The organism is Pseudomonas sp. 15A4, assembly GCF_016925575.1.
In the GTDB taxonomy this organism is placed as follows: domain Bacteria; phylum Pseudomonadota; class Gammaproteobacteria; order Pseudomonadales; family Pseudomonadaceae; genus Aquipseudomonas.
Map to the genome: position 1 here is coordinate 589,159 of NZ_CP068986.1, position 23,452 is coordinate 612,610.

The following is a 23,452-nucleotide window of genomic DNA, read 5'->3' on the forward strand; positions in this document are numbered from 1 at the left end:
AAACGCATTTGCCGTCTGACACACCGCAATCGCGAGCAAGCTCACTCCTACAAAAGCCTCTCGTTTCGCAGCAAAAAGTAAGACTAGGAACGTGTGAAATGACATCGCAAAACGCTACAGATCTGAAACGCGGGCTCAGCGCGCGTCACATTCGCTTCATGGCGCTGGGCTCGGCCATCGGCACCGGTTTGTTCTACGGTTCCGCGTCGGCCATCAAACTGGCCGGTCCCGCCGTTCTGCTGGTGTACATCATCGCCGGCGCTGCGGTTTACATGGTCATGCGCGCTCTCGGCGAGATGGCCGTGCGCAACCCGGTCTCCGGCTCGTTTGGCGAGTACGCCACCACGTATCTGGGTCCGCTCGCAGGGTTTGTCCTCGGCTGGACCTACGCCTTCGAAATGGTCATCGTCTGCCTGGCCGATGTCACTGCGTTCGGCATCTACATGGGCTTCTGGTTTCCCGAAGTGCCGCGCTGGATCTGGGTGCTCGGCATTGTCTTTCTGATCGGCGCGCTCAACCTGTGCAGCGTCAAAGTGTTCGGTGAAACGGAGTTCTGGCTGTCGCTGCTGAAGGTCGGCGCAATCATCGCGATGATCCTCGCCGGCTTCGGCATCATGCTGTTCGGCCTCGGCTCGGTCTCAGGCGGCGGCGTCAGCAGCGTGAGCAATCTATGGGCCTACGGCGGCTTCATGCCCAACGGCATCGGCGGTCTGGTGGCCTCGCTGGCCGTGGTGATGTTCGCGTTCGGCGGCATCGAAATCATCGGCATCACCGCCGGCGAAGCGCGCAACCCGGAGCGCGTGATTCCTCGCGCGATCAACGCGGTGCCGTTGCGGATTCTGCTGTTTTACGTGCTCACGCTGTTCGTCCTGATGTCCCTGTATCCGTGGCAGCAGATCGGCAGCCAGGGCAGCCCGTTCGTCCAGATCTTCGATCACCTGGGGATTTCCTCCGCCGCCACCGTCCTCAACATCGTAGTCATCACTGCAGCCGTTTCGGCGATCAACAGCGACATCTTCGGCGCCGGACGCATGATGTACGGCCTGGCGACACAAGGTCAGGCGCCCAAGGGTTTTGCTCAGTTGTCCGCCCAAGGCGTGCCGTGGATGACCGTGCTGGTGATGGGCGTCGCGCTGCTCTGCGGCGTTGTGCTGAATTACCTGATTCCTGAAAACGTGTTCCTGCTGATCGCCTCGATCGCGACCTTCGCGACGGTCTGGGTGTGGCTGATGATTCTGGTCACGCAGATCGCCATGCGCCGCTCGATGAGCGCAGAAGAAGTCGCCCAGCTGAAATTCCCGGTGCCGTTCTGGCCCGTCGCGCCGATCGTTGCCACGTTGTTCATGGTGTTCGTATTCGGCGTGCTGGGTTATTTCCCGGACAGCCAGGCCGCGCTGGTGGTGGGGGCGGTGTGGATCGGGTTGCTGGTGGTTGCGTACTGGGTATGGGTCAAGCCGAAGCGGAACCTGAGGAAGGCAACATCAAACCGCTGATAAATGGGCTGTCATGAATGGTCCGTGTGTGAGCGAGCTTGCTCGCGAAGACTGAAGTTCAGGTGTTGGAGATTTGGCGGACACACTCGCCTCTTCGTGAGCAAGCTCACTCCCACACTTAACGCTTGCGATACCCGAAACAGGTTGTAAAACCGGACTCTTGGAGGCATCGATGAAAACGCTCTGGCACCACTGTCACGCAGCAACCATGGCGAACGGCACGTACTCGATTATTGAGGACGCCGCCATCGTGACCGATGCAGCACAGATCGTCTGGATCGGTCCTCTGCACGAGCTGCCGGATCAGGGCGACGTCAAGCGCGTCGACCTGAACGGCGCATGGGTGACGCCGGGCCTGATCGACTGCCACACGCACACCGTGTTCGGCGGTAACCGCAGCGGCGAGTTCGAGCAGCGTTTGCAGGGCGTCAGTTACGCGGAAATCGCCGCAGCCGGCGGCGGTATCGCCAGCACCGTGCGCGCCACCCGCGCCGCCAGTGAAGAAGAACTCTACGCCAGCGCCGAGCGTCGCTTGTTGCACCTGCTCAGGGACGGCGTGACCACGATCGAGATGAAATCCGGCTACGGCCTGGACCTCGCCAGCGAACGCAAGATCCTGCGGGTGATTCGCCAACTGGGTGAAAACCTGCCGGTCACCGTGCGCAGCACATGCCTGGCCGCCCACGCCCTGCCGCCGGAATACAAAGACCGCGCCGATGATTACATCGCCCATATCTGCAGCGAAATGTTGCCCGCGCTGGCGGCGGAGAATCTGGTGGATGCGGTCGATGCGTTCTGCGAATACCTGGCGTTCTCGCCGGCGCAGGTCGAGCAGGTGTTCATCACCGCCGGCCAACTGGGCCTGCCAGTGAAGCTGCACGCCGAGCAGTTATCCTCGCTGCACGGCTCGAGCCTGGCGGCGCGTTATCAGGCACTGTCGGCTGATCATCTGGAGTTCATGACCGAAGAAGACGCCATCGCGATGGCGGCCTCAGGCACGGTCGCCGTCTTGCTGCCGGGGGCGTTCTACTTCCTGCGTGAAACTCAGTTGCCGCCGATGGATGCCCTGCGCAAACACGGGGTGAAGATCGCCATTTCCACCGACCTCAATCCCGGCACGTCGCCGGGCCTGTCGCTGCGGCTGATGCTGAACATGGCCTGCACGCTGTTCCGCATGACGCCGGAAGAAGCCCTGGCTGGCGCCACTGTTCATGCGGCCCAAGCGCTGGGCATGGCCGAGACCCATGGTTCGCTGGAATTGGGCAAAACGGCTGATTTCGTTGCCTGGCACATCGAACGGCCTGCCGACCTGGCCTACTGGCTGGGCGGCGATCTGGACAAACGCGTCGTGCGACATGGCGTGGAACGCACTCTCTAATCAGGGGAAAACTGTGGACAAGGTTCTGAGTTTCACTCGCGGTCGCGTACCGCTGTTGATCAGCATGCCGCACCCGGGACTGCACCTGACGCCCGCCGTGCGTGACGGTCTGGTGGACGAGGCCGTGAGCCTGCCGGACACCGACTGGCACATTCCGCGTCTGTATGACTTTGCTTCTGATCTGGGGGCAAGCGTGCTCTCGGCGGAATATTCGCGCTTCGTCATCGACCTCAATCGCCCGTCCGACGACACGCCGCTGTACGCCGGCGCGACCACCGGGTTGTTCCCGTCGACGCTGTTTGAGGGCGATCCGTTGTTCAAAGAGGGTTTGGCGCCGAGCAAGGAAGAACGCGCGACTTATCTGGAGAATATCTGGACGCCGTACCACGACACGCTGCGCAACGAGCTAGAGCGCCTGCGCGCGGATTTCGGTTACGCGCTGCTGTTCGATGCGCATTCCATTCGCGGGCACATCCCGCATCTGTTTGACGGTCGGCTGCCGGACTTCAACCTCGGCACGTTCAACGGCGCGAGTTGTGATGAAGCGCTGGCCCGGCGTCTGGATAGCGCGTGCGCGGCGGCGAAGAACTACAGCCATGTGCTGAATGGGCGCTTCAAGGGCGGCCACATCACCCGCCACTACGGCGACCCGGCCAACCACATCCACGCGGTGCAACTGGAACTGGCGCAGAGCACGTACATGGACGAGTTCGTGCCCTTCCACTACCGCCCGGATCTGGCCGAGCCGACGCAGGTGGTGCTGAAAGGGCTGTTGGAAGAGATGATCGCCTGGGGGCGGGAGAAGTACGGCAAGTAACCACCGGATGATAGTTCCCACGCTCTGCGTGGGAATCAATCCCCGGACGCTCCGCGTCAAAGGACGCGGAGCGTCCACCCTCGTGTGCCCACGCAGAGCGTGGGCACTATCATCAATGCGCAGTTGCCTTTTGTAGGACCGGCTTTAGCCGGGAAGAGGCCTGCCTACGCACCATCAGTCTCCTGATGGTGAGCGTCACTTCTTCAACAACCGCAACCCGTTAAACACCACCAACAGACTCACGCCCATGTCGGCGAACACCGCCATCCACATGGTCGCCATCCCGGCGAAGGTCACCGCCAGAAAGATCAGCTTGATCACCAGCGCCAGCGCGATGTTCTGCTTGAGCACTGCTGCGGTGTCCCGCGACAGCCGAATGAAGGTCGGGATCTTGCGCAGGTCGTCGTCCATCAGCGCCACATCAGCGGTTTCGATGGCGGTGTCCGTGCCCGCTGCCGCCATGGCAAAACCGATCTCCGCCCGGGCCAGCGCCGGCGCATCGTTGATGCCGTCGCCGACCATGCCCACTCGGTGGTTCTTCGCATACAGAGCTTCGATGGCTTGCAGCTTGTCGGTTGGCATCAGATTGCCCTGGGCCTGATCGATGCCCACCTGAGCAGCGATGGCCTTGGCCGTGTGCGGGTTGTCGCCCGTCAGCATCATGGTCTTCACGCCCAGCGCGTGCAGTTGCTCAATGGCCTCGCGGCTGCTGTCCTTGACCGTGTCGGCGACCGCAAACAAGGCCAGCGGGCCTGAGGCGTCGAACAACAGCACCACGGTTTTGCCCTGGCTTTCCAGCGCTTCAAGTTGCGCTTCCAGTTCAGCCGAGCAATACCCGGCGTCATGCACCAGACGGTGATTGCCCAAGTGGTACAAACGCCCTTGCACCTCGCCCTTCACGCCAAGCCCCGCAAGGGCTTCGAATGCTTCAACCGGCAGCCGGGTACCTTCCTGCGTGGCCTTGGCAATGGCTTGAGACACCGGGTGATCCGAGCGACCGGCCAGGCTCGCCGAGATCGCCAGCGCTTGCTCGCCCAACGACGTATCGAGCAACACGTAATCGGTCTGCACCGGCTTGCCATGGGTAATGGTGCCAGTCTTGTCGAGGGCAAGGTAATCGAGCTTGTGCCCCATCTCCAGGTATACGCCGCCCTTGATCAGGATGCCTTTGCGCGCCGCCGCCGCCAGGCCGCTGACGATCGTCACCGGCGTGGAAATCACCAGCGCACACGGGCACGCAACCACCAGCAGCACCAGCGCGCGATAGATCCAGTCGAACCAAACCGCGCCCATGAACAGCGGCGGAATGATCGCGATCGCCAGCGCCAGTGCGAACACCGCAGGTGTGTAGATTTTTGAAAAGCTGTCAACGAATCGCTGGGTCGGCGCGCGCGCACCTTGGGCCGCCTCGACGGCATGGATGATCCGCGCCAGCGTCGAGTTGTTGGCGGCGGCGGTCACTTTGTATTCCAGCGAACCGGCCTGATTGATGGTGCCGGCAAAAACCTTGTCGCCGACGGTTTTCTCGACCGGCAGGCTTTCACCGGTAATCGGCGCCTGATCGATGCTCGACTGGCCGGCAACCACTTCACCGTCCAGCCCGATGCGCTCGCCCGGTTTGACCCGGACGACGCTGCCCAACGCAATATCCTTGACCTCAAGCTTAAGCCACTCGCCGTTCTGCTGCACGGTGGCGGTTTCCGGCGTCAGCTGCATCAGGCCGCCGATGGCGTTGCGGGCACGGTCCAGGGACTTGGCTTCAATCAGCTCGGCAACAGTGAACAGAAACATCACCATCGCCGCTTCCGGCCACTGCCCGATCAGCACCGCACCGGTGACCGCAATGCTCATCAGCGCGTTGATATTCAGATTGAAGTTTTTCAGGGCGATCCAGCCCTTTTTGTACGTGGTCAGGCCGCCGCTGAAAATAGCGATCAGCGCGACAATGGCAACGACCCACGTTGGCGCGGCGTTGGTGAAGTGGATGACTTCCGCGGCCAACGCAGCGACGCCCGACAGCGCCAGCGGCCACCACGGTTTGTTCGCAGGCGGCAGCGACGCGGTTTCCTTGTCGGCGCCCTCCTCGATCAGGTCCGCCTGCATACCCAGCGAGCCAATGGCGTCGCGGATGGGATCGGTGGACGGCAGCTCGTGCCACACACCCAGCACGCGGTTGATCAGGTTGAATTCAAGCTTCTGAATGCCCTTCATTTTGCCGAGCTTATTCTGGATCAGCGTCTGCTCAGTGGGGCAGTCCATGGCTTCGATACGGAAGCTGCTGAGCTGACCTTCGGCGTCTGACGCGCCATCGATGGTCACGACGGCCGGTGCGCTGTCGTGGGAGCAGCAGGCGTGGGCGGCATGGTCGTGTTTCTGCACGGGCGTGAGTTTGGATTGCCCGTGGCCGTGACCGGCATGATCGTGATCGGCGTGGTCATGGCTGGAATGGTCATGGCCAGCGTGCTCGTGCTCGGCATGATTATGCGAGTTGTGGGCAGGCTTGTGCGGGGAGGATGTGTGTACAGAGTCACTCATGGGTTGAGTCTCTAAGTGTGCGTGTTGCCAAGTGAACACCCTGTAGCCACTATAGGGTCAAGCGTCCTATCGAGGTCTTGCGCATGAACCCTTCATTTAAAATCGGCGAACTGGCGAAACTCACGGACTGCCCGGTGGAAACCATCCGCTATTACGAGCGTGAAGGCCTGCTTAGCGAACCCGCACGCAGCGACGGTAACTATCGGCTGTACACCCAAGAGCACGTCGAGCGCCTGACTTTCATCCGCAATTGCCGCAGCCTGGACATGACGCTGGACGAGATTCGCAGCCTGCTCGCACTGCGCGACAGTCCCCGGGACCAGTGCGAGAACGTCAACGCGCTGATCGACGAACACATCCAGCACGTGAACGCCCGCGTCGCGAGCCTGCAAGCGCTGCAGGAGCAATTGGTAGACCTGCGCCAACGCTGCAGCGAAGGCGCGCCGGATCACTGCGGAATACTTGATCGACTGGAAATCAGCGGCAGCGTCGTGGCCGCGGACGTCGAACACTCCCACGTAGGCCGCAGCCACGGGCATTGACTGGTTAGTGGGACCGGCTTTAGCCGGGAAGAGGCCATTGGCGGCAACATCACTTTCGCGGTGTGGCATCCGACGCCTTCCCGGCTAAAGCCGGTCCCACAGGGATCAGGCGTTGTGAATACGCTCAACCGCAGCCGCCACACCAATCCCGTACTCAGGATCAGCCATCGAGCAGTGTTCGATGTGCAGCTGGATAATCGGCGCCGACACGCCGCGCAGCGAGCGGGCGGTGTTGTCGAACAGCGACTGTTTCTCCCGGGCGTTCATCAGGCGGAACAGGTTGCCTGGCTGCGAGTAGTAGTCGCCATCCACGCGGTGGTTCCAGTGAGCGGCCGCGCCTTCGATGGACAGCGGCGGCTCTCTGAAATCCGGCTGTTCCTGAAACGCGCCCTTGGTGTTCGGCTCGTAAGAGGTCATGCCCCCACGGTTGCCGTCGACGCGCATCAGGCCGTCGCGGTGGTAGCTGTTCACGTGCAGTGCCGCCCGTGGCGAGTTCACCGGGATCTGGTGGTGGTTGACGCTCAAACGGTAGCGCTGCGCATCGCCGTAGGAAAATAGCCGACCCTGCAGCATTTTGTCCGGCGAAAAGCTGATGCCAGGCACCACGTTGGAAGGCGCAAATGCCGCCTGCTCGACGTCCGCAAAATTGTTCTCCGGGTTGCGGTTCAGCTCGACCACGCCCACTTCGATCAGCGGATAATCGCCCTTCGGCCAGACCTTGGTCAGGTCGAACGGGTTGATCGGATACGAGCCCGCCTCTTTCTCCGGCATGATCTGCACGAACAGCTTCCAGCGCGGGAAGTTGCCCTGCTCGATGTTTTCGTACAGGTCGCGGTGATGGGACTCACGGTCACGGCCAACCAGTTCCTGCGCTTCGGCGTCGGTCAGGTTGGCGATGCCTTGTTGCGAGACGAAGTGAAACTTCACCCAAAACCGCTCGTGCTGTGCGTTGAGGAAGCTGTAAGTATGGCTGCCGAAACCGTGCATTTCGCGGTAACTGCGGGGGATGCCGCGTTCGCTCATGACCACGGTCACCTGGTGCAGCGCTTCCGGCAGTTGAGTCCAGAAGTCCCAGTTGTTTTCGGCACTGCGCATGCCGGTGCGCGGGTCGCGCTTGACGGCGTGGTTCAGGTCAGGAAACTTCATCGGGTCGCGCAGAAAGAACACCGGCGTGTTATTGCCGACCATGTCCCAGTTGCCTTCCTCGGTGTAGAACTTCATCGCAAAACCGCGAATATCCCGCTCGGCGTCAGCCGCACCGCGCTCGCCGGCAACGGTGGAGAAGCGGGCGAACATTTCAGTGCTCTTGCCGATTTCAGAAAAGATTTTTGCGCGGGTGTAGCGGGTGATGTCGTGGGTGACGGTGAAGGTGCCAAACGCGCCAGAACCCTTGGCGTGCATGCGACGCTCAGGGATGACTTCACGATCGAAATGGGCGAGCTTCTCGAGGAACCAGACATCTTGCAGCAGCGCGGGGCCGTGGGGGCCAGCGGTCTGGATATTCTGGTTATCGACTACAGGGGCGCCAAAAGCGGTCGTCAGTTTGTTGCTCATGCGTGTTTCTCCACCGAGGATACTGGCGGGCGACCTCTGCTGAGGCCGCCCTGTGTCTGTCCGATGGGGAGAACGATAGAGAAATCGACGCGTTTAAGCTCATTGTCACTGCGCACTGAGCGGATAGAGGATTTCAATCGACTGCCGATTGATCAATAGCCTCCGCTCATGAGCGCAGCCGGATCACACCGCTACGGGCGCCTTGATGCTAGGATCCGCGTCATAACCCACGATCTCGAAATCTTCGAATCGATAATCGTAGATGCTCTCCGGACGACGCTTGATGTTCAACTGCGGCAGCTGTCGAGGCGTGCGGGTCAGCTGCGTCGCGATCTGCTCCTCATGGTTGGAGTAAGCGTGGGTGTCGCCCAGGCTGACGATGATCTCGTGGGGGATCAGGTCGCATTGCTGAGCCAGCATGTGAGTCAGCAGCGCCAGCGCGGCGATGTTGTACGGCAGGCCGAGGAAGACGTCAGAACTGCGAATGTAGAGCTGCATCGACAGCTTGCCGTCGGCCACGAAGGCTTGGTACAGCAAATGGCACACGGCAAGTGCCTGGCGCCCGGCCTTGACGTTCTCCTGCGGCGACAGCTTCTCGTCTGGCAGGTATTCGGTATTCCAGCCATGGAACAGGATGCGGCGGCTGTTCGGGTTGTTCTTCAGGCAGTCGACCATGTAGTCGATCTGGTTGATCTTGCCGCCATCCTTGGTCGGCCAGCCGGTCCACTGGGCGCCGTACACAGGGCCCAGATCGCCGTCTTCGGTGGCCCACTCGTCCCAGATGGTCACGCCGTTTTCGTTGAGCCATTTGGTATTGGTGTTGCCGCTGAGCATCCAGATCAGCTCGTTGGCGATGCTCTTGAAGTGCAGCTTTTTGGTGGTCAGCAGCGGGAAGCCATCGGCCAGGTTGTGGCGAATCTGCCGACCGAACACGGCAGTGGTGCCAGTCCCGGTGCGGTCGCCCTTGCGGGTTCCGTTGTTGATGACGTCCTGCAGCAGTTCAAGGTATTGCTTCATGACCAGAGGCCCTCTGTTTCGGTGAATCCGCCGAACCCTTCAGGTCCGGCGTTCAGCAAATGTACCCGGCGCGTCACGCCGCAGCGTTGTTGGCAGCGGGCGCGCGGTGGTAGGCAAGCCAGATCAGCACCAGGCCGCCGATGATCATCGGCAGGCTGAGGATCTGCCCCATGGTGACCCAGCCCCAGGCCAGATAACCCAGCTGGGCGTCCGGCACCCGAACGAACTCCACCACAAAGCGGAAGATGCCGTAGAACAACGCGAACATGCCGGACACGGCCATGGTCGGACGCGGCTTGCGGGAATAAAAATAGAGAATGGCGAACAAGGCCACGCCTTCCAGCGCGAACTGGTAGAGCTGGGACGGGTGGCGCGCCAGCTGCGCAGGATCGCTGTAGGGCGGGAACACCATGGCCCAGGGCAGATCAGTCGGTTTACCCCACAGTTCGGCATTGATGAAGTTGCCGATGCGCCCGGCGCCCAGACCAATCGGCACCAGTGGCGCGATGAAGTCCATGAGCTGGAAGAACGACTTGCCGTTGCGCTTGCCGAACCAGTACGTCGCGATCATCACGCCGATGAAGCCGCCGTGGAAAGCCATGCCGCCCTTCCACACTTCGAAGATCAGCAGCGGGTTGGCGATGTAATTGGGCAGATCGTAGAACAGCACGTAGCCGAGACGCCCACCGACAATGACGCCCATGGCGACCCAGAAAATCATGTCCGAGAGTTTTTCCTTGGTCCACGTCGGGTCGAAGCGATTAAGGCGACGGGATGCCAGGTACCAGGCACTGCCGATACCGACCAGATACATCAGGCCGTACCAGTGAATTTGCAGCGGACCGATGGCCACGGCTACCGGGTCAATCTGCGGGTAAGGCAGCATTGCGACTCCTTGAAATAGAAGCGCTCATTGAGCGACGAAGCAGAACTATGCGGCGGCGGCAGCAGGTCATGCCACCCAATAATCATGAAATCTGGTGTAAGGCGACTGCAAAGGGAAACCCGCGAGCCGATGATGTCACCACAGCTTGGTGGGGCATCTCTCAAAAACAGAGTGCGGCATGTTACCGGACCGCGCCGATCCGCTCTAGCAGCGTGCGATGGATGTCGGCGTGCGGGGTGGGTAAAGTGGCGAAGAAAGGAGTCATCCATGTGCCTTATCGTCTTCGCCTGGCGGCCGACGCACGCGCAGCCGCTGATTCTGGCAGCCAATCGCGACGAGTTCTACGCGCGCCCTACGTTGCCGCTCGCGCAGTGGGAAGAAGCGCCACAGATCTACGCCGGACGCGATCTTGAAGCGGGTGGAACGTGGCTGGGGATCAATGCTGACGGACGATTCGCAGCGCTCACCAACATCCGCGAGCCAGGCAAGCCGCCAGGCCGTCGTTCGCGGGGGAATTGGTCGCCGGGTTTTTAAACAATGAAGTTGCGATTGACGATTATTTGCGTGGTGTCGCCGCGCGTTCGGCGGAGTACGGCGGGTTCAACGTGCTGGTAGGTGATCGTGAGCAGTTGCACTTCCTCAACGGGAACGATCCGACACCCCGCCGACTGGAAGCAGGCCTCTACGGAGTGTCCAACGCCGGGCTCGACACGCCGTGGCCCAAGCTGGTGAAGGCCAAGGCTGCCCTGTCTGATCATTTGGACAGTCCTGATCCCGAGGCGCTGTTTGGCTTTCTCAGCGATCACGCGCCTGCGCCAGACGCTGAACTGCCGAGCACCGGCGTTGGGCTTGCGACGGAGAAGCTGCTGTCGAGCGTGTTCATCGCCAGCCCCAATTACGGCACGCGAGCGAGCACGGTGTTGCTGGTTAATGCGGATGGCAGCCGGCGACTTATCGAGCGCAGCTTTGGGCCGTATGGCGGGAGATTGGGTGAGGTGGACCTGCAGGTTTAGCCTGCATCAAGGTTTTAGTAGGACCGGTTTTAGCCGGGAAAGCGTCTTGTGTCACACCGCACATTTGAGGGTGACTGATCCGGCCTCTTCCCCGCTGAAGCCTGTCCCACCAGGAGCAGCGCAGCAGCAGCCCTCAATGCCCTTTCACAGACCCCGGATTGATCATCCGCGACAGGCCCATATTTCTCAACGCCAGTTGCAACGAGCTGCTGATGACCTGCGGGTTGTCGTTCTTCATCAGCTGGGCCAACAGATCCTTGGCCATGCTCAGGTTGATCTGACGCAGCATCCATTTCACTTTCGGCAAGTTGGTGGCGTTCATCGACAGGCTGTCAAAGCCCATCGCCATCAGCAGCACCGCCGCCGCAGGATCACCGGCCATCTCGCCGCAAATGCTCACCGGCTTGCCTTCGGCGTGGGCATCACGCACCACGCTCTGCAAGGCCTGGAGCACCGCCGGATGGAGGTAATCGTACAAATCCGCCACGCGCGGGTTGTTACGGTCGACCGCCAGCAGATATTGAGTCAGATCGTTCGAACCAACAGACAGGAAATCCACCTGACGCGCCAGCTCACGGGTCTGGTAGACCGCCGCCGGCACTTCAATCATCACGCCCACCGGCGGCATCGGCACGTCGGTGCCTTCATCGCGCACTTCGCCCCACGCCCGGTGAATGAGGTGCAGCGCCTCTTCGGTCTCGTGGGTGCCGGAGATCATCGGCAGCAGAATCCGCAGGTTGTTCAGACCTTCGCTGGCCTTGAGCATGGCGCGGGTCTGCACGAGGAAGATTTCAGGATGATCCAGCGTCACGCGGATGCCGCGCCAGCCGAGGAACGGGTTGTCTTCCTTGATCGGGAAGTACGACAGCGACTTGTCGCCGCCGATGTCCAGGGTTCGCATCGTCACCGGCAATGGGTGGAACGCCGCCAATTGCTCACGGTAGATGGCGAGCTGTTCCTTCTCGCTCGGGAAACGCTGCTGAATCATGAACGGCACTTCGGTGCGGTACAGGCCAACGCCTTCCGCGCCCCGCTGTTGCGCGCGGGCCACGTCTGCCAGCAGACCGGTGTTGACCCACAGCGGCATGCGGTGACCGTCGAGGGTCACGCAGGGCAATTCACGCAGCGCGTCGAGGCCTTGAGAAAGCTGTCGCTCCTCTTCGACGACGACGGAATACTGTTTGATCAGAATCTCGGAGGGGTTGGTGAAAACCTCGCCGTGGTAGCCGTCGACGATCAGCTGTATGCCGTCGACTTTCGAGTACGGCAGGTCCACCACGCCCATGACCGTGGGAATGCCCATGGCCCGGGCGAGAATGGCGACGTGGGAGTTACCCGAGCCGAGTACTGAAATCAGACCCACCAACTTGCCTTCCGGCACCTCGCCGAGCATGGCGGGGGACAGCTCTTCGCTGACCAGAATGGTGTTGTCGGGATAAACCAGTGTTTGCTGGCGCGCTTCCTGAAGGTAGGCAAGCAGGCGGCGACCGAGGTCTTTGACGTCCGATGCACGTTCGCGCAGGTAGGCGTCGTCCATCAGCTCGAAGCGTTTGACGTGCTCGTTGACCACCGAGCGCAAAGCGCCCTGGGCCCACTGGCCGGTTTTGATGACGTTGGTGACTTCACTGCCCAGCGACGCATCGTCGAGCATCATCAGATATACATCGAACAACGCGCGTTCTTCTGGGCGCAACTGTGTCGCCAACTTCGCCGAAAGGGTGCGCATGTCATTGCGAACGCCTTCAAGCGCGGTCTGGAACAACTTGAGCTCAGCGGTGATATCAGAGACGGTCTTGTCCGGCACAACTTCGAGGTCGGCCGGCGGCAGCATGACCAGCGCAGTACCGACCGCAGCGCCCGGCGAACCCGGCACGCCGACAAATCGGGCTTCCTGGATGCCCTTGCCCTGCCGACCCAGCCCGCGAATGGAGCCGGTGGCTTCCGCATGGGCGATAACGCCTGCGAGTTGCGCGCTCATTGTTACGAGGAAGGCTTCTTCGCCCTCGTCGAACTGACGGCGCTCCTTTTGCTGGATAACCAATACGCCCACTACCCTGCGGTGGTGGATGATCGGCGCGCCAAGAAACGACGCGTAACGCTCTTCACCGGTTTCAGCAAAGTAGCGATAGCGAGGGTGATCGGCGGCGTTTTCGAGGTTCAGCGGTTCTTCACGTGTACCGACCAGACCCACGAGACCTTCGTTCGGGGCCATGCTCACCTTGCCGATCGAGCGCTTGTTCAGGCCTTCGGTCGCCATGAGTACAAAGCGGTTGGCTTCAGGGTCGAGCAGATAGACCGAGCAGACCTGGCTGCTCATGGCCTCTTTGACGCGTAACACAATAATGCCCAACGCCGCCTTGAGATCCTTGGCGGAGTTAACTTCCTGGACGATCTTGCGCAGCGTATTGAGCATGGCTCGGGGTCGAACTCCGTGTCAGTCGCGCGCCAACAGGCGCGGGGCAAGCTCTTTGAGTGCGCGGCGATATACCTCGCGCTTGAATGTCACCACTTGGCCCAACGGGTACCAATAACTGACCCAACGCCAGCCATCGAACTCCGGTTTGCCGGTCAAATCCATCCGCACCCGCTGCTCGTTGGAGATCAGGCGCAGGAGAAACCATTTTTGCTTCTGGCCGATGCACAGCGGCTGGCTGTGGGTACGGACCAATCGTTGCGGCAGACGATAGCGCAACCAACCCCGGGTGCAGGCAAGAATTTCAACATCATGCCGTTCCAGCCCGACTTCTTCATTCAATTCACGGTAAAGCGCGTCTTCCGGCGTCTCTTGAGGGTTGATACCCCCTGCGGAAACTGCCAGGCGTCTTGATTGATGCGCCGAGCCCATAAGACCTGACCAGCATCATTTGTCAGAATTATCCCGACATTAGGGCGAAAACCATCGGGGTCGATCACGGCTACAACCTCGCAAACGCATGTCGCCGCATTGTTCCACAAAGATCGTGAAGGCAGCAACGAGGCTGCGACAGCTTATCGTGACAACTGCATTAATAGATGCGATCTCTCGGGCAAACCTCGTATTCTTGTGCTCTTTTTCTGATATTTCAGCGAGTAAAGCTCATGCGCCTGGCCCTCTTCGACCTCGACAACACCCTTCTCGGCGGCGACAGCGACCACGCCTGGGGCGATTACCTGTGCGAACGCGGCATCCTGGACGGCGCGGCCTACAAGGCACGCAACGATGCTTTTTATCAGGACTATCTGGCCGGCACGCTGAACCTGACCGACTACCTGAATTTCAGCCTGGAGATTCTGGGGCGCACCGACATGGCGCAGCTCGACGAATGGCACCGGGAATTCATGCGTGATTGCATCGAGCCCCTGATCCTGCCAAAGGCCCTGGCCCTCATCGCCAAGCACCGCGACGCTGGCGACAAACTGGTAGTGATCACGGCGACCAACCGTTTCGTCACCGCGCCGATCGTGGCCCGACTGGGCATCGACACGCTGCTGGCGACCGAGTGCGAAATCGTCGATGGCCGCTACACCGGGCGGACCACTGACGTCCCGTGCTTCCGCGAGGGCAAAGTGACCCGTCTGAACCGCTGGATCGAAGAGAACGGTTTCAATCTGGACGACAGTTGGTTTTACAGTGATTCGATGAACGATTTGCCATTGCTGGAGCAGGTGGCGAACCCGGTGGCGGTCGATCCTGATGAAAAGCTGCGCGCCGAAGCCACCCGTCGCGGCTGGCCGGTGATTTCACTGCGCGATTGAAAAGCCTTCACGAGCAAGCTCCCTCAGTTCTTATCAGCAGGAACATCTGCGCTGGCCTCCGTTTGGATGACTGAGATTTAGACCGGTTTGGCGCCCATCAGACCGGCAATCGCCACGAAGCAGACGACGCTGAAGATGGCCAGCGCCAGGGTGAAGCGGGAGTTACCCACGATGACCGGCCGGCGCAGGCGATTGACCCGCACCGCCAGCCAGGCCCAGCTCAAGGCGCCGAAGAGATACAGCACACTCGCCGCCAGCAGCCAGGTCTGTCCCAGCGGCCAGCCGGCGTAGTGCACCAGCCACCAGCCGCTGATCGGCAGGGTTAGCAGGCATACGCCCATCAGCACCCAGACGAATGCCCACGGCCGTTGCATGGCGCGGTTCTGCACGGTCACATCACCGGCCCGACGACCACGGACGATCCACACGATCAGCCCCAGCGCGCAGATGAACAGCAGCACCGTGCTGACGACGTGCAGAATTTTCAGTGCAGCGAAGTGTTCCATTGTGTTCGTGTCCCTGTGTATGGCTGTGTTTGAAGCGTAGCAGCCGGTCGCATGCCGCTGCCGTTATCCCAAAAACAGCTTGTATGCCGGGTTCTTGGTCTCGTCCCAATACGGATAACCGATTTCCGCCAGCGCCTGCGGCACCAGATGCCGTTCGTCTTCCGGCACCACCAATCCGGCCACCACACGCCCGTCTGCCGCGCCATGGTTGCGGTAATGGAACATCGAGATATTCCACTTCCCGCCCAATTTGTTCAGGAAATTGAACAACGCACCCGGCCGCTCCGGGAACTCAAAGCGCAGCACCACCTCGTCGCTGACCCGCTCCGAATGCCCACCGACCATGTGCCGCAGGTGCAGCTTGGCCAGTTCGTTGTCGGTCAGGTCGAGCACAGGGAAACCCTGCTCGGTCAGGCTCGCAATCAGAGCTTTGCGAGGGTCGGTGTCGGGGTGGGTCTGCACGCCGACGAAGATGTGCGCCTCGCGGTCGGTGTGGTAGCGGTAGTTGAACTCGGTGATCTGCCGTTTGCCGATGGCTGCGCAGAAGGCTTTGAAGCTGCCCGGCTGCTCCGGAATGGTCACGGCAATGATTGCTTCACGGCCTTCGCCCAGCTCAGCGCGCTCGGCCACATGGCGCAGGCGGTCGAAGTTGACGTTGGCGCCGGAGTCGATGGCGACAAACGTCTGCCCGGTGACTTCGTACTGTTCGGTGTACTTTTTGATTCCGGCCACGCCCAGCGCGCCGGCGGGCTCGGTGATCGAGCGGGTATCGTCGTAGATGTCCTTGATCGCCGCGCAGATTTCATCGGTGCTGACGGTGATCACCTCGTCGACGTAATCCTTGCAGATGTCGAAGGTGTACTGACCGATCTGCGCCACCGCGACGCCATCGGCGAACAGCCCGACCTGTTGCAGCACCACGCGCTCGCCGTAGGCCATGGCCTGTTGCAGGCAGTTGGAATCGTCCGGCTCGACGCCGATCACCTTGATCTCCGGGCGCAGGTATTTCACGTAGGCCGCGATGCCGGCAATCAGCCCGCCGCCACCGACCGGGACGAAGATGGCATCCAGCGGCCCCTGATGCTGACGCAGGATTTCCATGGCCACCGTGCCTTGCCCGGCAATGGTGTCAGGGTCGTCATAGGGGTGAACGTAGACGTAGCCGTGTTCCTCGACCAGCTTCAGCGAATACGCCAGCGCTTCGGGAAACGAGTCGCCGTGCAGTACGACTTTTCCGCCCCGGGAGCGAACGCCCTCGACCTTGATCTCGGGGGTAGTCTTCGGCATGACGATGGTCGCCGACACACCCAGAGTCTTCGCCGCCAGCGCCAGGCCCTGCGCATGATTACCCGCCGAAGCCGTCACCACGCCCCGCGCCAGTTCTTCCGGGCTCAGCTGCGCCAGCTTGTTGTACGCGCCGCGAATCTTGAAGGAGTACACGGGCTGCAAGTCTTCGCGCTTGAGCAGGACGTTGTTGCCCAGGCGCTGGGACAGCTGGCGAGCGGCGTGCAGCGGGGTTTCCACAGCAACGTCGTACACGCGGGAGTTGAGGATCTTTTTGACGTAGTGCTCGAGCATCGGAGAAGAATCGCTGGCGAAGGGGCAAGACCCGGAAGTCTACCCCTCGTCCCGGCGCACGACCACATCAAGACTCAGGCTTTGACCACGGCATGTCGTTATACTGCCGGCCCTCGGACCTATCGCTATTCCCTGTAACCGGAGCCCACCTCGCATGACCCAGGATCAACTCAAACAGGCCGTTGCCCAGGCCGCCGTCGATTTCATCCTTCCGAAACTCGACGACAAAAGCGTCGTGGGCGTAGGCACCGGCTCTACCGCCAATTGCTTTATCGACGCACTGGCCCTGCACAAAGGCGCGTTCGATGGCGCAGTCGCAAGCTCTGACGCGACGGCCGCACGCCTTAAAAGGCACGGCATTCCGGTGTATGAGCTGAACACGGTCAGCGATCTGGAGTTTTACGTCGACGGCGCCGATGAAAGCGACGAGCACCTGAACCTGATCAAAGGCGGCGGCGCGGCCCTGACCCGCGAGAAGATCGTGGCCGCCGTGGCCAAAACCTTCATCTGTATCGCTGATGCCAGCAAGCTGGTGCCGGTGCTGGGGGCGTTTCCTTTGCCGGTCGAAGTGATCCCGATGGCCCGCAGCCACGTGGCCCGGGAACTGGTGAAGCTGGGCGGCGACCCGGTTTACCGCGACGGTGTGCTGACCGACAACGGCAACATCATCCTTGATGTGCACAACATGAACATCACCAACCCGGTGGAAGTGGAAGCGCAGATCAACAACATTGTCGGCGTCGTCACCAATGGCCTGTTCGCCGCCCGCCCGGCGGACCTGCTGCTGCTGGGCACTCAAGAAGGCGTGAAAACCCTCAAGCGCTAATGGTTGCGGGGCAAAGCAAATCCTAGCGGAGATGCCTTGCCCTCAGCGCTTCTTGAACACATAGAACAGGTTCGGCTCGCTCACGACGTACAACGTGCCGTCGTCCCCCATGGCGATGCCTTCGGCCTGGGGCACGCTTTTGCTCAGGCCCATGCTGCCTTTGGTCAGCGACACGTTGGCGACGGGTTTCCCTTCAGTATCCAGTTCGAGAATCTGCCGCGACTCATCCGAGAGCGCCAGCAGATGCCCGCTGCGTTCATCGAATTGCAGGCTGGAAAGATCGCGCACAAACAGGCCTGCATCCCGCTGCTTGCTGGACGTCACTTCCAGAATATTCGGGGAATGGGTGCCCGCGTCAGGAAAGCCGCGCACTTCGATGATCTGCACGGGCCGCCGCTCTTTGGCGACGAACAGCCGAAGGCCCTGATTATCGTAGGCCAGGCCTTCGAAGCCGTTGTTGCCGCCGGCGTCGATGCCCAGGGTCAGCTGCTCGGCATCGGCCGCGTCGAGAAATGTCGTGTCGTCATCCACATGAACCTTGATCAGCCGCTGACTGTGCTCGTCGCTGATCACGTAAATCCCGGGGCTGATGTACTCGACCGCCTCGGCATCACCAAACCCGGTCAGGGGAATTCGTCTGAGAATCCGCCCTTCCAGGCTCAACTCGACCAGCTCGGGGTTTTTGTTGGTCACAGTGAAGAGGGTCTTGCGCTGCGGATCGAAGCTGAGCGCCGAGACATTAGCCTCCAGGCCGTCGATGGCCCGCGCCTCAATCTCGACCTCATAGGCGTCTAGGCCCAGCGCTTGCGCATCGCTGGATTGCCAGAACACGTACCAGTTGAACCAGAGCCGCTCGATGACCCTGTACTCGCGCGCCACGAAAAACGACGCGGTCAATATCAACAGGACAAGTAACGTGAGCACGACGCTCTGGAACGGGGACACACGACGCATGCAGGGGGCTCGACTTCAGTGGGGCGACTTTAATAGCACCGTATTCTGAAGCCAAACTGAAAGCGATGTGACATCTCGTTTGGATTTTTCGGGGCCATGACGAGCCCCGAACGACGTTCCAGACGAAGCCAGCCGAGGCTTACTGGCGCTTGAAGGTATAAAACAGATTGGGCTCGCTGACCATGTAAATAGTGCCGTTCTCGTCCATCGCCACCCCTTCGGCGCGTGGAATGGTCTGGCTCAGCCCATTGAAACCGCTCAGCAGCGTCATGAAGCTGACCTGATTACCCTTGCCGTCCAATTCCAGCAGCATGTGCGATTCAGCAGACAACACCAGCAAATGCCCGGTCTTCTGGTCCGCATACAGGGACGACAGATTGCGCACGATGAGGTTGTCGTTGATCAGCTTGCGCTTCTCGCCTTTTACCTCGCTGCTGCCATCGGCCTTCCAGCTGTACAGCGCTGGCGGACGTTCTTCCCCGAACAGAAACTGCTGGTCGCGCGGGTCCCAGGCGATGCCTTCGAAGGCTTTGTTCTGGTCCTTCGACGGACCGAGATCGTACTTGGGGAAGTCGGCGATGTTCAGGGTTTTGGTGTCAGGCGTGACGTGGACGATGGTCATCAGGTGCTGGCGCTCATCGACAATAGCAATCAGGCCGTCGCCGAGAACGGCTACACCCTCGGGATTGCCCCAGCCCTCAAGCGGAATTTTGCGAATGACGTCGCCAGTCAGCGTGATCTCGGAAAGGAACGGGTTTTTGCCCATCACCGAATACAGGGTTTTAGTCGCTGGGTCGTAAGACAAGTCCGAGGCCTCATCCTTTTCCATGCCGGCCAGCGGCTTGGCATCGATGTCGACCTTGTAATCCGGCAGCCAGATGCCCGCGGCGCGCTCCGCTGGCGTGACGTTGCGCTCGCGCAGCCACAACAGACCGCGATCATCCCAGTGCCAGGCATAAGACAGACCGGCCAAAATCACCAGTGCTGCAGCGAGCAGCCACCACCAACGGAAACGCAGACGGCTTCTACGCTGTGTCATCCGCGAACGTCGCTTTCAAAACGGCTATGGCCGGTCAGCTCCAGCACGATCTCATCGCCAACAGTGAACGGCCCTACGCCAGCAGGCGTGCCGGTCATGATCAGGTCACCGGCCTGCAGTGAGAACTGCGAGGCCATGTGCTGGATCATCGGCACGATCGGGTTGAGCATGTGACTGCTGTTACCGTCCTGGCGGACTTCGCCGTTGATGGTCAGGCGGATGGCGATGTCGGTCAGATCAGGATAAGCGTCAGCGGACACGAACGGCGCAATGACCGCCGCGCCGTCGAACGACTTGGCGATCTCCCACGGCAGGCCTTTCTCTTTCAGCTTCGACTGCAACGTCGCGCAGCGTCAGGTCCAGGCCCGGGGCGAAGCCGGAAATCGCGTCGAGGACTTCTTCGCGGCTGGGGTTCTTGCTCAGCGGTTTGCCGATCAGCACGACGATCTCGGCTTCGTAATGCACCGAACCCCGGTCCTGAGGAATGCTGAAGCCCCCTCGATCCCGACCACGCAGCTGCCCGGCTTGATGAACAGCAAGGGCTCGGTCGGTACCGGGTTATCCAGCTCCTTGGCGTGCTCGGCGTAGTTGCGGCCGATGCAGACGACTTTACCGAGCGGAAAGTGAACCTTGGTGCCGTCGACGTATTTGTGCTGATAGCTCATGAGCGCTCCTGAGAAGCTTGTTGTAATGGGGAACCGCTTACACAGCGAAGATTTTGCCAGGGTTCATGATGCCGTTCGGGTCGAACACCGCTTTGACGGCTTTCATGTATTCGATCTCCACCGGCGAGCGGCTGTAATGCAAGTAGTCACGCTTGGTCATGCCGACGCCGTGCTCGGCGGAGATCGAGCCGTTGTACTTCTGGACGATCTCGAATACCCACTTGTTCACCGTTGCGCACTTGGCAAAGAACTCGTCTTTGCTCAGGTTTTCCGGCTTGAGGATGTTCAGGTGCAGGTTGCCGTCGCCGATATGCCCGAACCAGACGATTTCGAAATCCGGGTAATGCTCACCAACGATCGCATCCACTTCAGCGAGAAACGCCGGGACTTTCGAAACGGTGACCGAGATGTCGTTCTTGTACGGCGTGAAGTGAGAGATGGTTTCCGAAATGTATTCGCGCAGTTTCCACAAATTCTGCAGTTGCTGTTCGCTCTGGCTCATCACGCCATCCAGCACCCAGCCTTGTTCGACACAGTGCTCGAAGGTTTCCAGCGCGTGGTTGGCCACTTCTTCGGTGGTCGCTTCGAATTCCAGCAGCGCGTAGAACGGGCACTCGGTTTCGAACGGGGACGGCACGTCGCCGCGCGCCATGACCTTGGCCAGCGCCTTGTCCGAGAAGAACTCGAAGGCGGTCAGGTCCAGCTTGCTCTGGAACGCGTGCAGGACCGGCATGATGGCGTTGAAATCAGTGGTCCCGAGAACCATCGCGGTGAGGTTTTTCGGCGCGCGGTCCAGGCGCATGGTCGCCTCAACCACAAACCCCAACGTGCCTTCAGCACCAATGAACAGCTGACGCATGTCGTAGCCGGTGGCGTTTTTGATGAGGTCTTTGTTCAGTTCGAGCAGGTCACCCTTGCCGGTGACCACCTTGAGGCCCGCGACCCAGTTGCGGGTCATGCCGTAGCGAATCACTTTGATCCCGCCGGCGTTGGTGCCGATGTTGCCGCCGATATTGCTGGAGCCTGACGACGCGAAGTCCACCGGGTAATACAAACCGTTTTCTTCGGCGAGATTCTGCAGCTGTTTGGTGACCACGCCTGGCTGACAGATGGCTGTGCGGTCTGTCAGGTTAAGTTCGAGCACCTGATTCATGTAATCGAAGGAGACGACCACCTCACCATTGGCCGCAACGGCGGCGGCGGACAACCCGGTGCGGCCACCCGAAGGGACCAGCGCGACATTGCGCTCGTTGGCCCAACGGACGATGGCCTGCACCTGTTCGGTGGTCTTGGGGAACACGATGGCGGTGGGCGCCGGGGCAAAATGTTTGGTCCAGTCCTTGCCATAGGCTTCGAGGGAATCGGCGTCGGTCAGGACCTTGCCAGGCTCAACCAGGTTCTTCAGCTCATCTATCAGCGCAGGATGGGTCATCAACAGAACTCTCGAACAATTCATGGTCATCCTGAGAACGGCTCACGTCCAGGAATGGGGTGTTTCGCGGGGGCATATGCTAGCATACGCCCCCGCCAATCGAGCTTTCGACCCATTGGCGCGCGCTTCACTTACTGCCATTTCTCTCCGGGACACAGGTTTACGCAGATGAGCAAGACTTCCCTCGACAAGAGCAAGATCAAGTTCCTTCTTCTCGAAGGCGTCCACCAGTCCGCGGTCGACGTCCTCAAGGCCGCCGGTTACACCAGCATTGAGTACCACACCAAGTCTCTGCCGGAAGCCGAACTGAAGGAAAAGATTGCCGACGCTCATTTCATCGGTATTCGTTCCCGCACCCAACTGACTGAAGAACTGTTCGATAGCGCCAAGAAACTGGTCGCGGTCGGCTGCTTCTGCATCGGTACCAACCAGGTTGACCTGAACGCAGCCCGCGAACGCGGCATCGCTGTGTTCAACGCCCCTTACTCCAACACCCGTTCGGTGGCGGAGCTGGTGCTGGCGGAAGCCATCCTGCTGCTGCGCGGTATCCCGGAGAAGAACGCTTCCTGCCATCGCGGTGGCTGGATCAAGAGCGCGGCCAACTCGTTCGAAATTCGTGGCAAGAAGCTCGGCATCATCGGCTACGGCTCGATCGGCACGCAGTTGTCGGTCCTGGCTGAAGGCCTGGGCATGCAGGTGTACTTCTATGACACCCTGACCAAGCTGCCGCTGGGCAACGCCACTCAGGTGTCCAGCCTGAACGAGCTGCTGGGCATGGCTGACATCGTCACCCTGCACGTTCCGGAAACCAACGAAACCCAGTGGATGATCGGCGAGAAAGAAATTCGCACGATGAAGAAGGGCGCCATCCTGATCAACGCGGCGCGCGGCACGGTGGTCAAGCTCGACGCCCTCGCTGACGCGATCAAGGACCAGCACCTGATCGGCGCGGCCATCGACGTGTTCCCGGTCGAGCCACGTTCCAACGATGATGTGTTCGAAAGCCCGCTGCGCGGCCTGGACAACGTGATCCTGACCCCGCACATCGGCGGCTCGACCGCTGAAGCCCAGGCCAACATTGGTCTGGAAGTGGCCGAGAAGCTGGTCAAGTACAGCGATAACGGCACGTCGGTTTCTTCCGTCAACTTCCCGGAAGTGGCCTTGCCGGCCCACCCTGGCAAGCACCGCCTGCTGCACATCCACGAGAACATCCCGGGCGTGCTGATGGAGATCAACAAGGTCTTCGCTGAAAACGGCATCAACATCTCGGGTCAGTTCCTGCAGACCAACGAGAAAGTCGGTTACGTGGTGATCGACGTCGACGCCGAGTATTCCGACCTGGCGCAAGAGAAACTGCAGCACATCAAAGGCACCATCCGTAGCCGCGTTTTGTTCTAAAGCGGTGGTTTCGGGGTGATAAAAAGGAGACCCTCGGGTCTCCTTTTTTATGCGCGAATCACGTAACACGCCGGCACCGGCTGT

General features: G+C 60.7%; 17 protein-coding genes and 3 pseudogenes. 8 read left to right on the forward strand and 12 right to left on the reverse strand.

Annotated elements, in window-relative coordinates:
- Positions 1-98 precede the first annotated feature (98 nt).
- The 3 genes from JN403_RS02520 (at position 99) to hutG (ending at position 3,688) form a co-directional block, all read left to right on the forward strand.
- Positions 99-1,493, forward strand: coding sequence for an amino acid permease (locus JN403_RS02520; RefSeq protein ID WP_205485064.1), 1,395 nt, complete (start codon positions 99-101; stop codon positions 1,491-1,493).
- Between the two features lie 172 nt (positions 1,494-1,665).
- The gene (gene hutI, locus JN403_RS02525; RefSeq protein WP_205485065.1) at positions 1,666-2,871 is read left to right on the forward strand and encodes an imidazolonepropionase; all 1,206 of its coding nucleotides are present in this window, start codon (positions 1,666-1,668) and stop codon (positions 2,869-2,871) included.
- A gap of 13 nt (positions 2,872-2,884) precedes the next feature.
- Entirely contained in the window at positions 2,885-3,688 is an 804-nt protein-coding gene (gene hutG, locus JN403_RS02530) for an N-formylglutamate deformylase (RefSeq protein ID WP_205485067.1), read from the forward strand.
- A 195-nt stretch (positions 3,689-3,883) separates the two neighbouring features.
- Here the strand turns inward: hutG and JN403_RS02535 are convergent, their stop codons facing one another.
- Positions 3,884-6,223 (reverse strand): heavy metal translocating P-type ATPase, encoded by a 2,340-nt coding sequence (locus JN403_RS02535; RefSeq protein WP_205485069.1) that lies wholly within the window; start codon positions 6,221-6,223, stop codon positions 3,884-3,886.
- Positions 6,224-6,306: 83 nt separating this feature from the next.
- Between JN403_RS02535 and cadR the strand changes: the two genes are divergently transcribed.
- The gene (gene cadR / locus JN403_RS02540; RefSeq protein WP_122533975.1) at positions 6,307-6,765 is read left to right on the forward strand and encodes a Cd(II)/Pb(II)-responsive transcriptional regulator; all 459 of its coding nucleotides are present in this window, start codon (positions 6,307-6,309) and stop codon (positions 6,763-6,765) included.
- Positions 6,766-6,870: 105 nt separating this feature from the next.
- Here cadR and JN403_RS02545 read toward each other — a convergent pair whose 3' ends face one another.
- The 3 genes from JN403_RS02545 to lgt form a co-directional block, all read right to left on the reverse strand.
- Positions 6,871-8,319 carry a catalase gene (locus JN403_RS02545; RefSeq protein WP_205485071.1) on the reverse strand — a complete coding sequence of 483 codons (1,449 nt, stop codon included), beginning with the start codon at positions 8,317-8,319 and terminating at the stop codon, positions 6,871-6,873.
- 183 nt (positions 8,320-8,502) lie between these two features.
- Positions 8,503-9,336, reverse strand: a complete 834-nt coding sequence (locus tag JN403_RS02550) for a thymidylate synthase (protein WP_074889717.1) — start codon at positions 9,334-9,336, stop codon at positions 8,503-8,505.
- 73 nt (positions 9,337-9,409) lie between these two features.
- Positions 9,410-10,222: a prolipoprotein diacylglyceryl transferase gene (gene lgt / locus JN403_RS02555; protein ID WP_037016162.1), complete on the reverse strand. Its 813-nt coding sequence runs from the start codon at positions 10,220-10,222 to the stop codon at positions 9,410-9,412.
- Between the two features lie 267 nt (positions 10,223-10,489).
- Here lgt and JN403_RS02560 point away from each other — a divergent pair.
- Positions 10,490-11,235, forward strand: a pseudogene (locus tag JN403_RS02560) (NRDE family protein).
- A gap of 133 nt (positions 11,236-11,368) precedes the next feature.
- Here JN403_RS02560 and ptsP read toward each other — a convergent pair.
- Entirely contained in the window at positions 11,369-13,648 is a 2,280-nt protein-coding gene (ptsP, locus tag JN403_RS02565) for a phosphoenolpyruvate--protein phosphotransferase (RefSeq protein ID WP_205485073.1), read from the reverse strand.
- A gap of 21 nt (positions 13,649-13,669) precedes the next feature.
- Positions 13,670-14,148: pseudogene (locus JN403_RS02570) on the reverse strand (RNA pyrophosphohydrolase).
- Between the two features lie 165 nt (positions 14,149-14,313).
- Between JN403_RS02570 and JN403_RS02575 the strand changes: the two are divergent.
- On the forward strand, positions 14,314-14,970 hold the full coding sequence (locus JN403_RS02575; RefSeq protein ID WP_205485081.1) for an HAD family hydrolase: 657 nt from the start codon (positions 14,314-14,316) through the stop codon (positions 14,968-14,970).
- A gap of 77 nt (positions 14,971-15,047) precedes the next feature.
- On the opposite strand, the gene JN403_RS02580 is transcribed toward JN403_RS02575, so the two are convergent.
- Together JN403_RS02580 and ilvA are read right to left on the reverse strand one after the other, a co-directional pair.
- Positions 15,048-15,476 (reverse strand): DUF2269 family protein, encoded by a 429-nt coding sequence (locus tag JN403_RS02580; RefSeq protein ID WP_205485084.1) that lies wholly within the window; start codon positions 15,474-15,476, stop codon positions 15,048-15,050.
- A 63-nt stretch (positions 15,477-15,539) separates the two neighbouring features.
- A complete protein-coding gene (gene ilvA, locus JN403_RS02585) occupies positions 15,540-17,054 on the reverse strand; it encodes a threonine ammonia-lyase, biosynthetic (protein ID WP_205485085.1) in 1,515 nt (504 codons plus the stop codon).
- A 154-nt stretch (positions 17,055-17,208) separates the two neighbouring features.
- On the opposite strand from ilvA, the gene rpiA reads away from it, so the two are divergent.
- The gene (rpiA, locus tag JN403_RS02590; protein WP_205485086.1) at positions 17,209-17,880 is read left to right on the forward strand and encodes a ribose-5-phosphate isomerase RpiA; all 672 of its coding nucleotides are present in this window, start codon (positions 17,209-17,211) and stop codon (positions 17,878-17,880) included.
- Positions 17,881-17,922: 42 nt separating this feature from the next.
- Here the strand turns inward: rpiA and JN403_RS02595 are convergent, their stop codons facing one another.
- The 4 genes and pseudogenes from JN403_RS02595 to JN403_RS02610 all read right to left on the reverse strand — a co-directional run bounded on the left by JN403_RS02595 (position 17,923) and on the right by JN403_RS02610 (position 21,970).
- A complete protein-coding gene (locus JN403_RS02595) occupies positions 17,923-18,834 on the reverse strand; it encodes an SdiA-regulated domain-containing protein (RefSeq protein WP_205485087.1) in 912 nt (303 codons plus the stop codon).
- 139 nt (positions 18,835-18,973) lie between these two features.
- Positions 18,974-19,873, reverse strand: coding sequence for an SdiA-regulated domain-containing protein (locus JN403_RS02600; RefSeq protein ID WP_205485088.1), 900 nt, complete (start codon positions 19,871-19,873; stop codon positions 18,974-18,976).
- A pseudogene (locus tag JN403_RS02605) lies at positions 19,870-20,538 on the reverse strand (fumarylacetoacetate hydrolase family protein). The gene JN403_RS02600 and the pseudogene JN403_RS02605 overlap by 4 nt, the downstream one beginning before the upstream one ends.
- Positions 20,539-20,575: 37 nt before the next feature.
- A complete protein-coding gene (locus JN403_RS02610; protein ID WP_122533987.1) occupies positions 20,576-21,970 on the reverse strand; it encodes an FAD-binding oxidoreductase in 1,395 nt (464 codons plus the stop codon).
- Positions 21,971-22,138: 168 nt separating this feature from the next.
- On the opposite strand from JN403_RS02610, the gene serA reads away from it, so the two are divergent.
- A complete protein-coding gene (gene serA / locus JN403_RS02615; protein ID WP_122533988.1) occupies positions 22,139-23,368 on the forward strand; it encodes a phosphoglycerate dehydrogenase in 1,230 nt (409 codons plus the stop codon).
- Positions 23,369-23,452: the final 84 nt, after the last annotated feature.

Excerpts from the sequence above, each read along its gene's own strand:
- JN403_RS02520 (WP_205485064.1), top strand. The coding sequence starts at position 99 with ATGACATCGCAAAACGCTACAGATCTGAAACGCGGGCTCAGCGCGCGT.
- hutI (WP_205485065.1), top strand. The coding sequence starts at position 1,666 with ATGAAAACGCTCTGGCACCACTGTCACGCAGCAACCATGGCGAACGGC.
- JN403_RS02535 (WP_205485069.1), bottom strand. The coding sequence starts at position 6,223 with ATGAGTGACTCTGTACACACATCCTCCCCGCACAAGCCTGCCCACAAC.
- cadR (WP_122533975.1), top strand. The coding sequence starts at position 6,307 with ATGAACCCTTCATTTAAAATCGGCGAACTGGCGAAACTCACGGACTGC.
- JN403_RS02545 (WP_205485071.1), bottom strand. The coding sequence starts at position 8,319 with ATGAGCAACAAACTGACGACCGCTTTTGGCGCCCCTGTAGTCGATAAC.
- JN403_RS02550 (WP_074889717.1), bottom strand. The coding sequence starts at position 9,336 with ATGAAGCAATACCTTGAACTGCTGCAGGACGTCATCAACAACGGAACC.
- lgt (WP_037016162.1), bottom strand. The coding sequence starts at position 10,222 with ATGCTGCCTTACCCGCAGATTGACCCGGTAGCCGTGGCCATCGGTCCG.
- ptsP (WP_205485073.1), bottom strand. The coding sequence starts at position 13,648 with ATGCTCAATACGCTGCGCAAGATCGTCCAGGAAGTTAACTCCGCCAAG.
- JN403_RS02575 (WP_205485081.1), top strand. The coding sequence starts at position 14,314 with ATGCGCCTGGCCCTCTTCGACCTCGACAACACCCTTCTCGGCGGCGAC.
- JN403_RS02580 (WP_205485084.1), bottom strand. The coding sequence starts at position 15,476 with ATGGAACACTTCGCTGCACTGAAAATTCTGCACGTCGTCAGCACGGTG.
- ilvA (WP_205485085.1), bottom strand. The coding sequence starts at position 17,054 with ATGCTCGAGCACTACGTCAAAAAGATCCTCAACTCCCGCGTGTACGAC.
- rpiA (WP_205485086.1), top strand. The coding sequence starts at position 17,209 with ATGACCCAGGATCAACTCAAACAGGCCGTTGCCCAGGCCGCCGTCGAT.
- JN403_RS02595 (WP_205485087.1), bottom strand. The coding sequence starts at position 18,834 with ATGCGTCGTGTGTCCCCGTTCCAGAGCGTCGTGCTCACGTTACTTGTC.
- JN403_RS02600 (WP_205485088.1), bottom strand. The coding sequence starts at position 19,873 with ATGACACAGCGTAGAAGCCGTCTGCGTTTCCGTTGGTGGTGGCTGCTC.
- JN403_RS02610 (WP_122533987.1), bottom strand. The coding sequence starts at position 21,970 with ATGACCCATCCTGCGCTGATAGATGAGCTGAAGAACCTGGTTGAGCCT.
- serA (WP_122533988.1), top strand. The coding sequence starts at position 22,139 with ATGAGCAAGACTTCCCTCGACAAGAGCAAGATCAAGTTCCTTCTTCTC.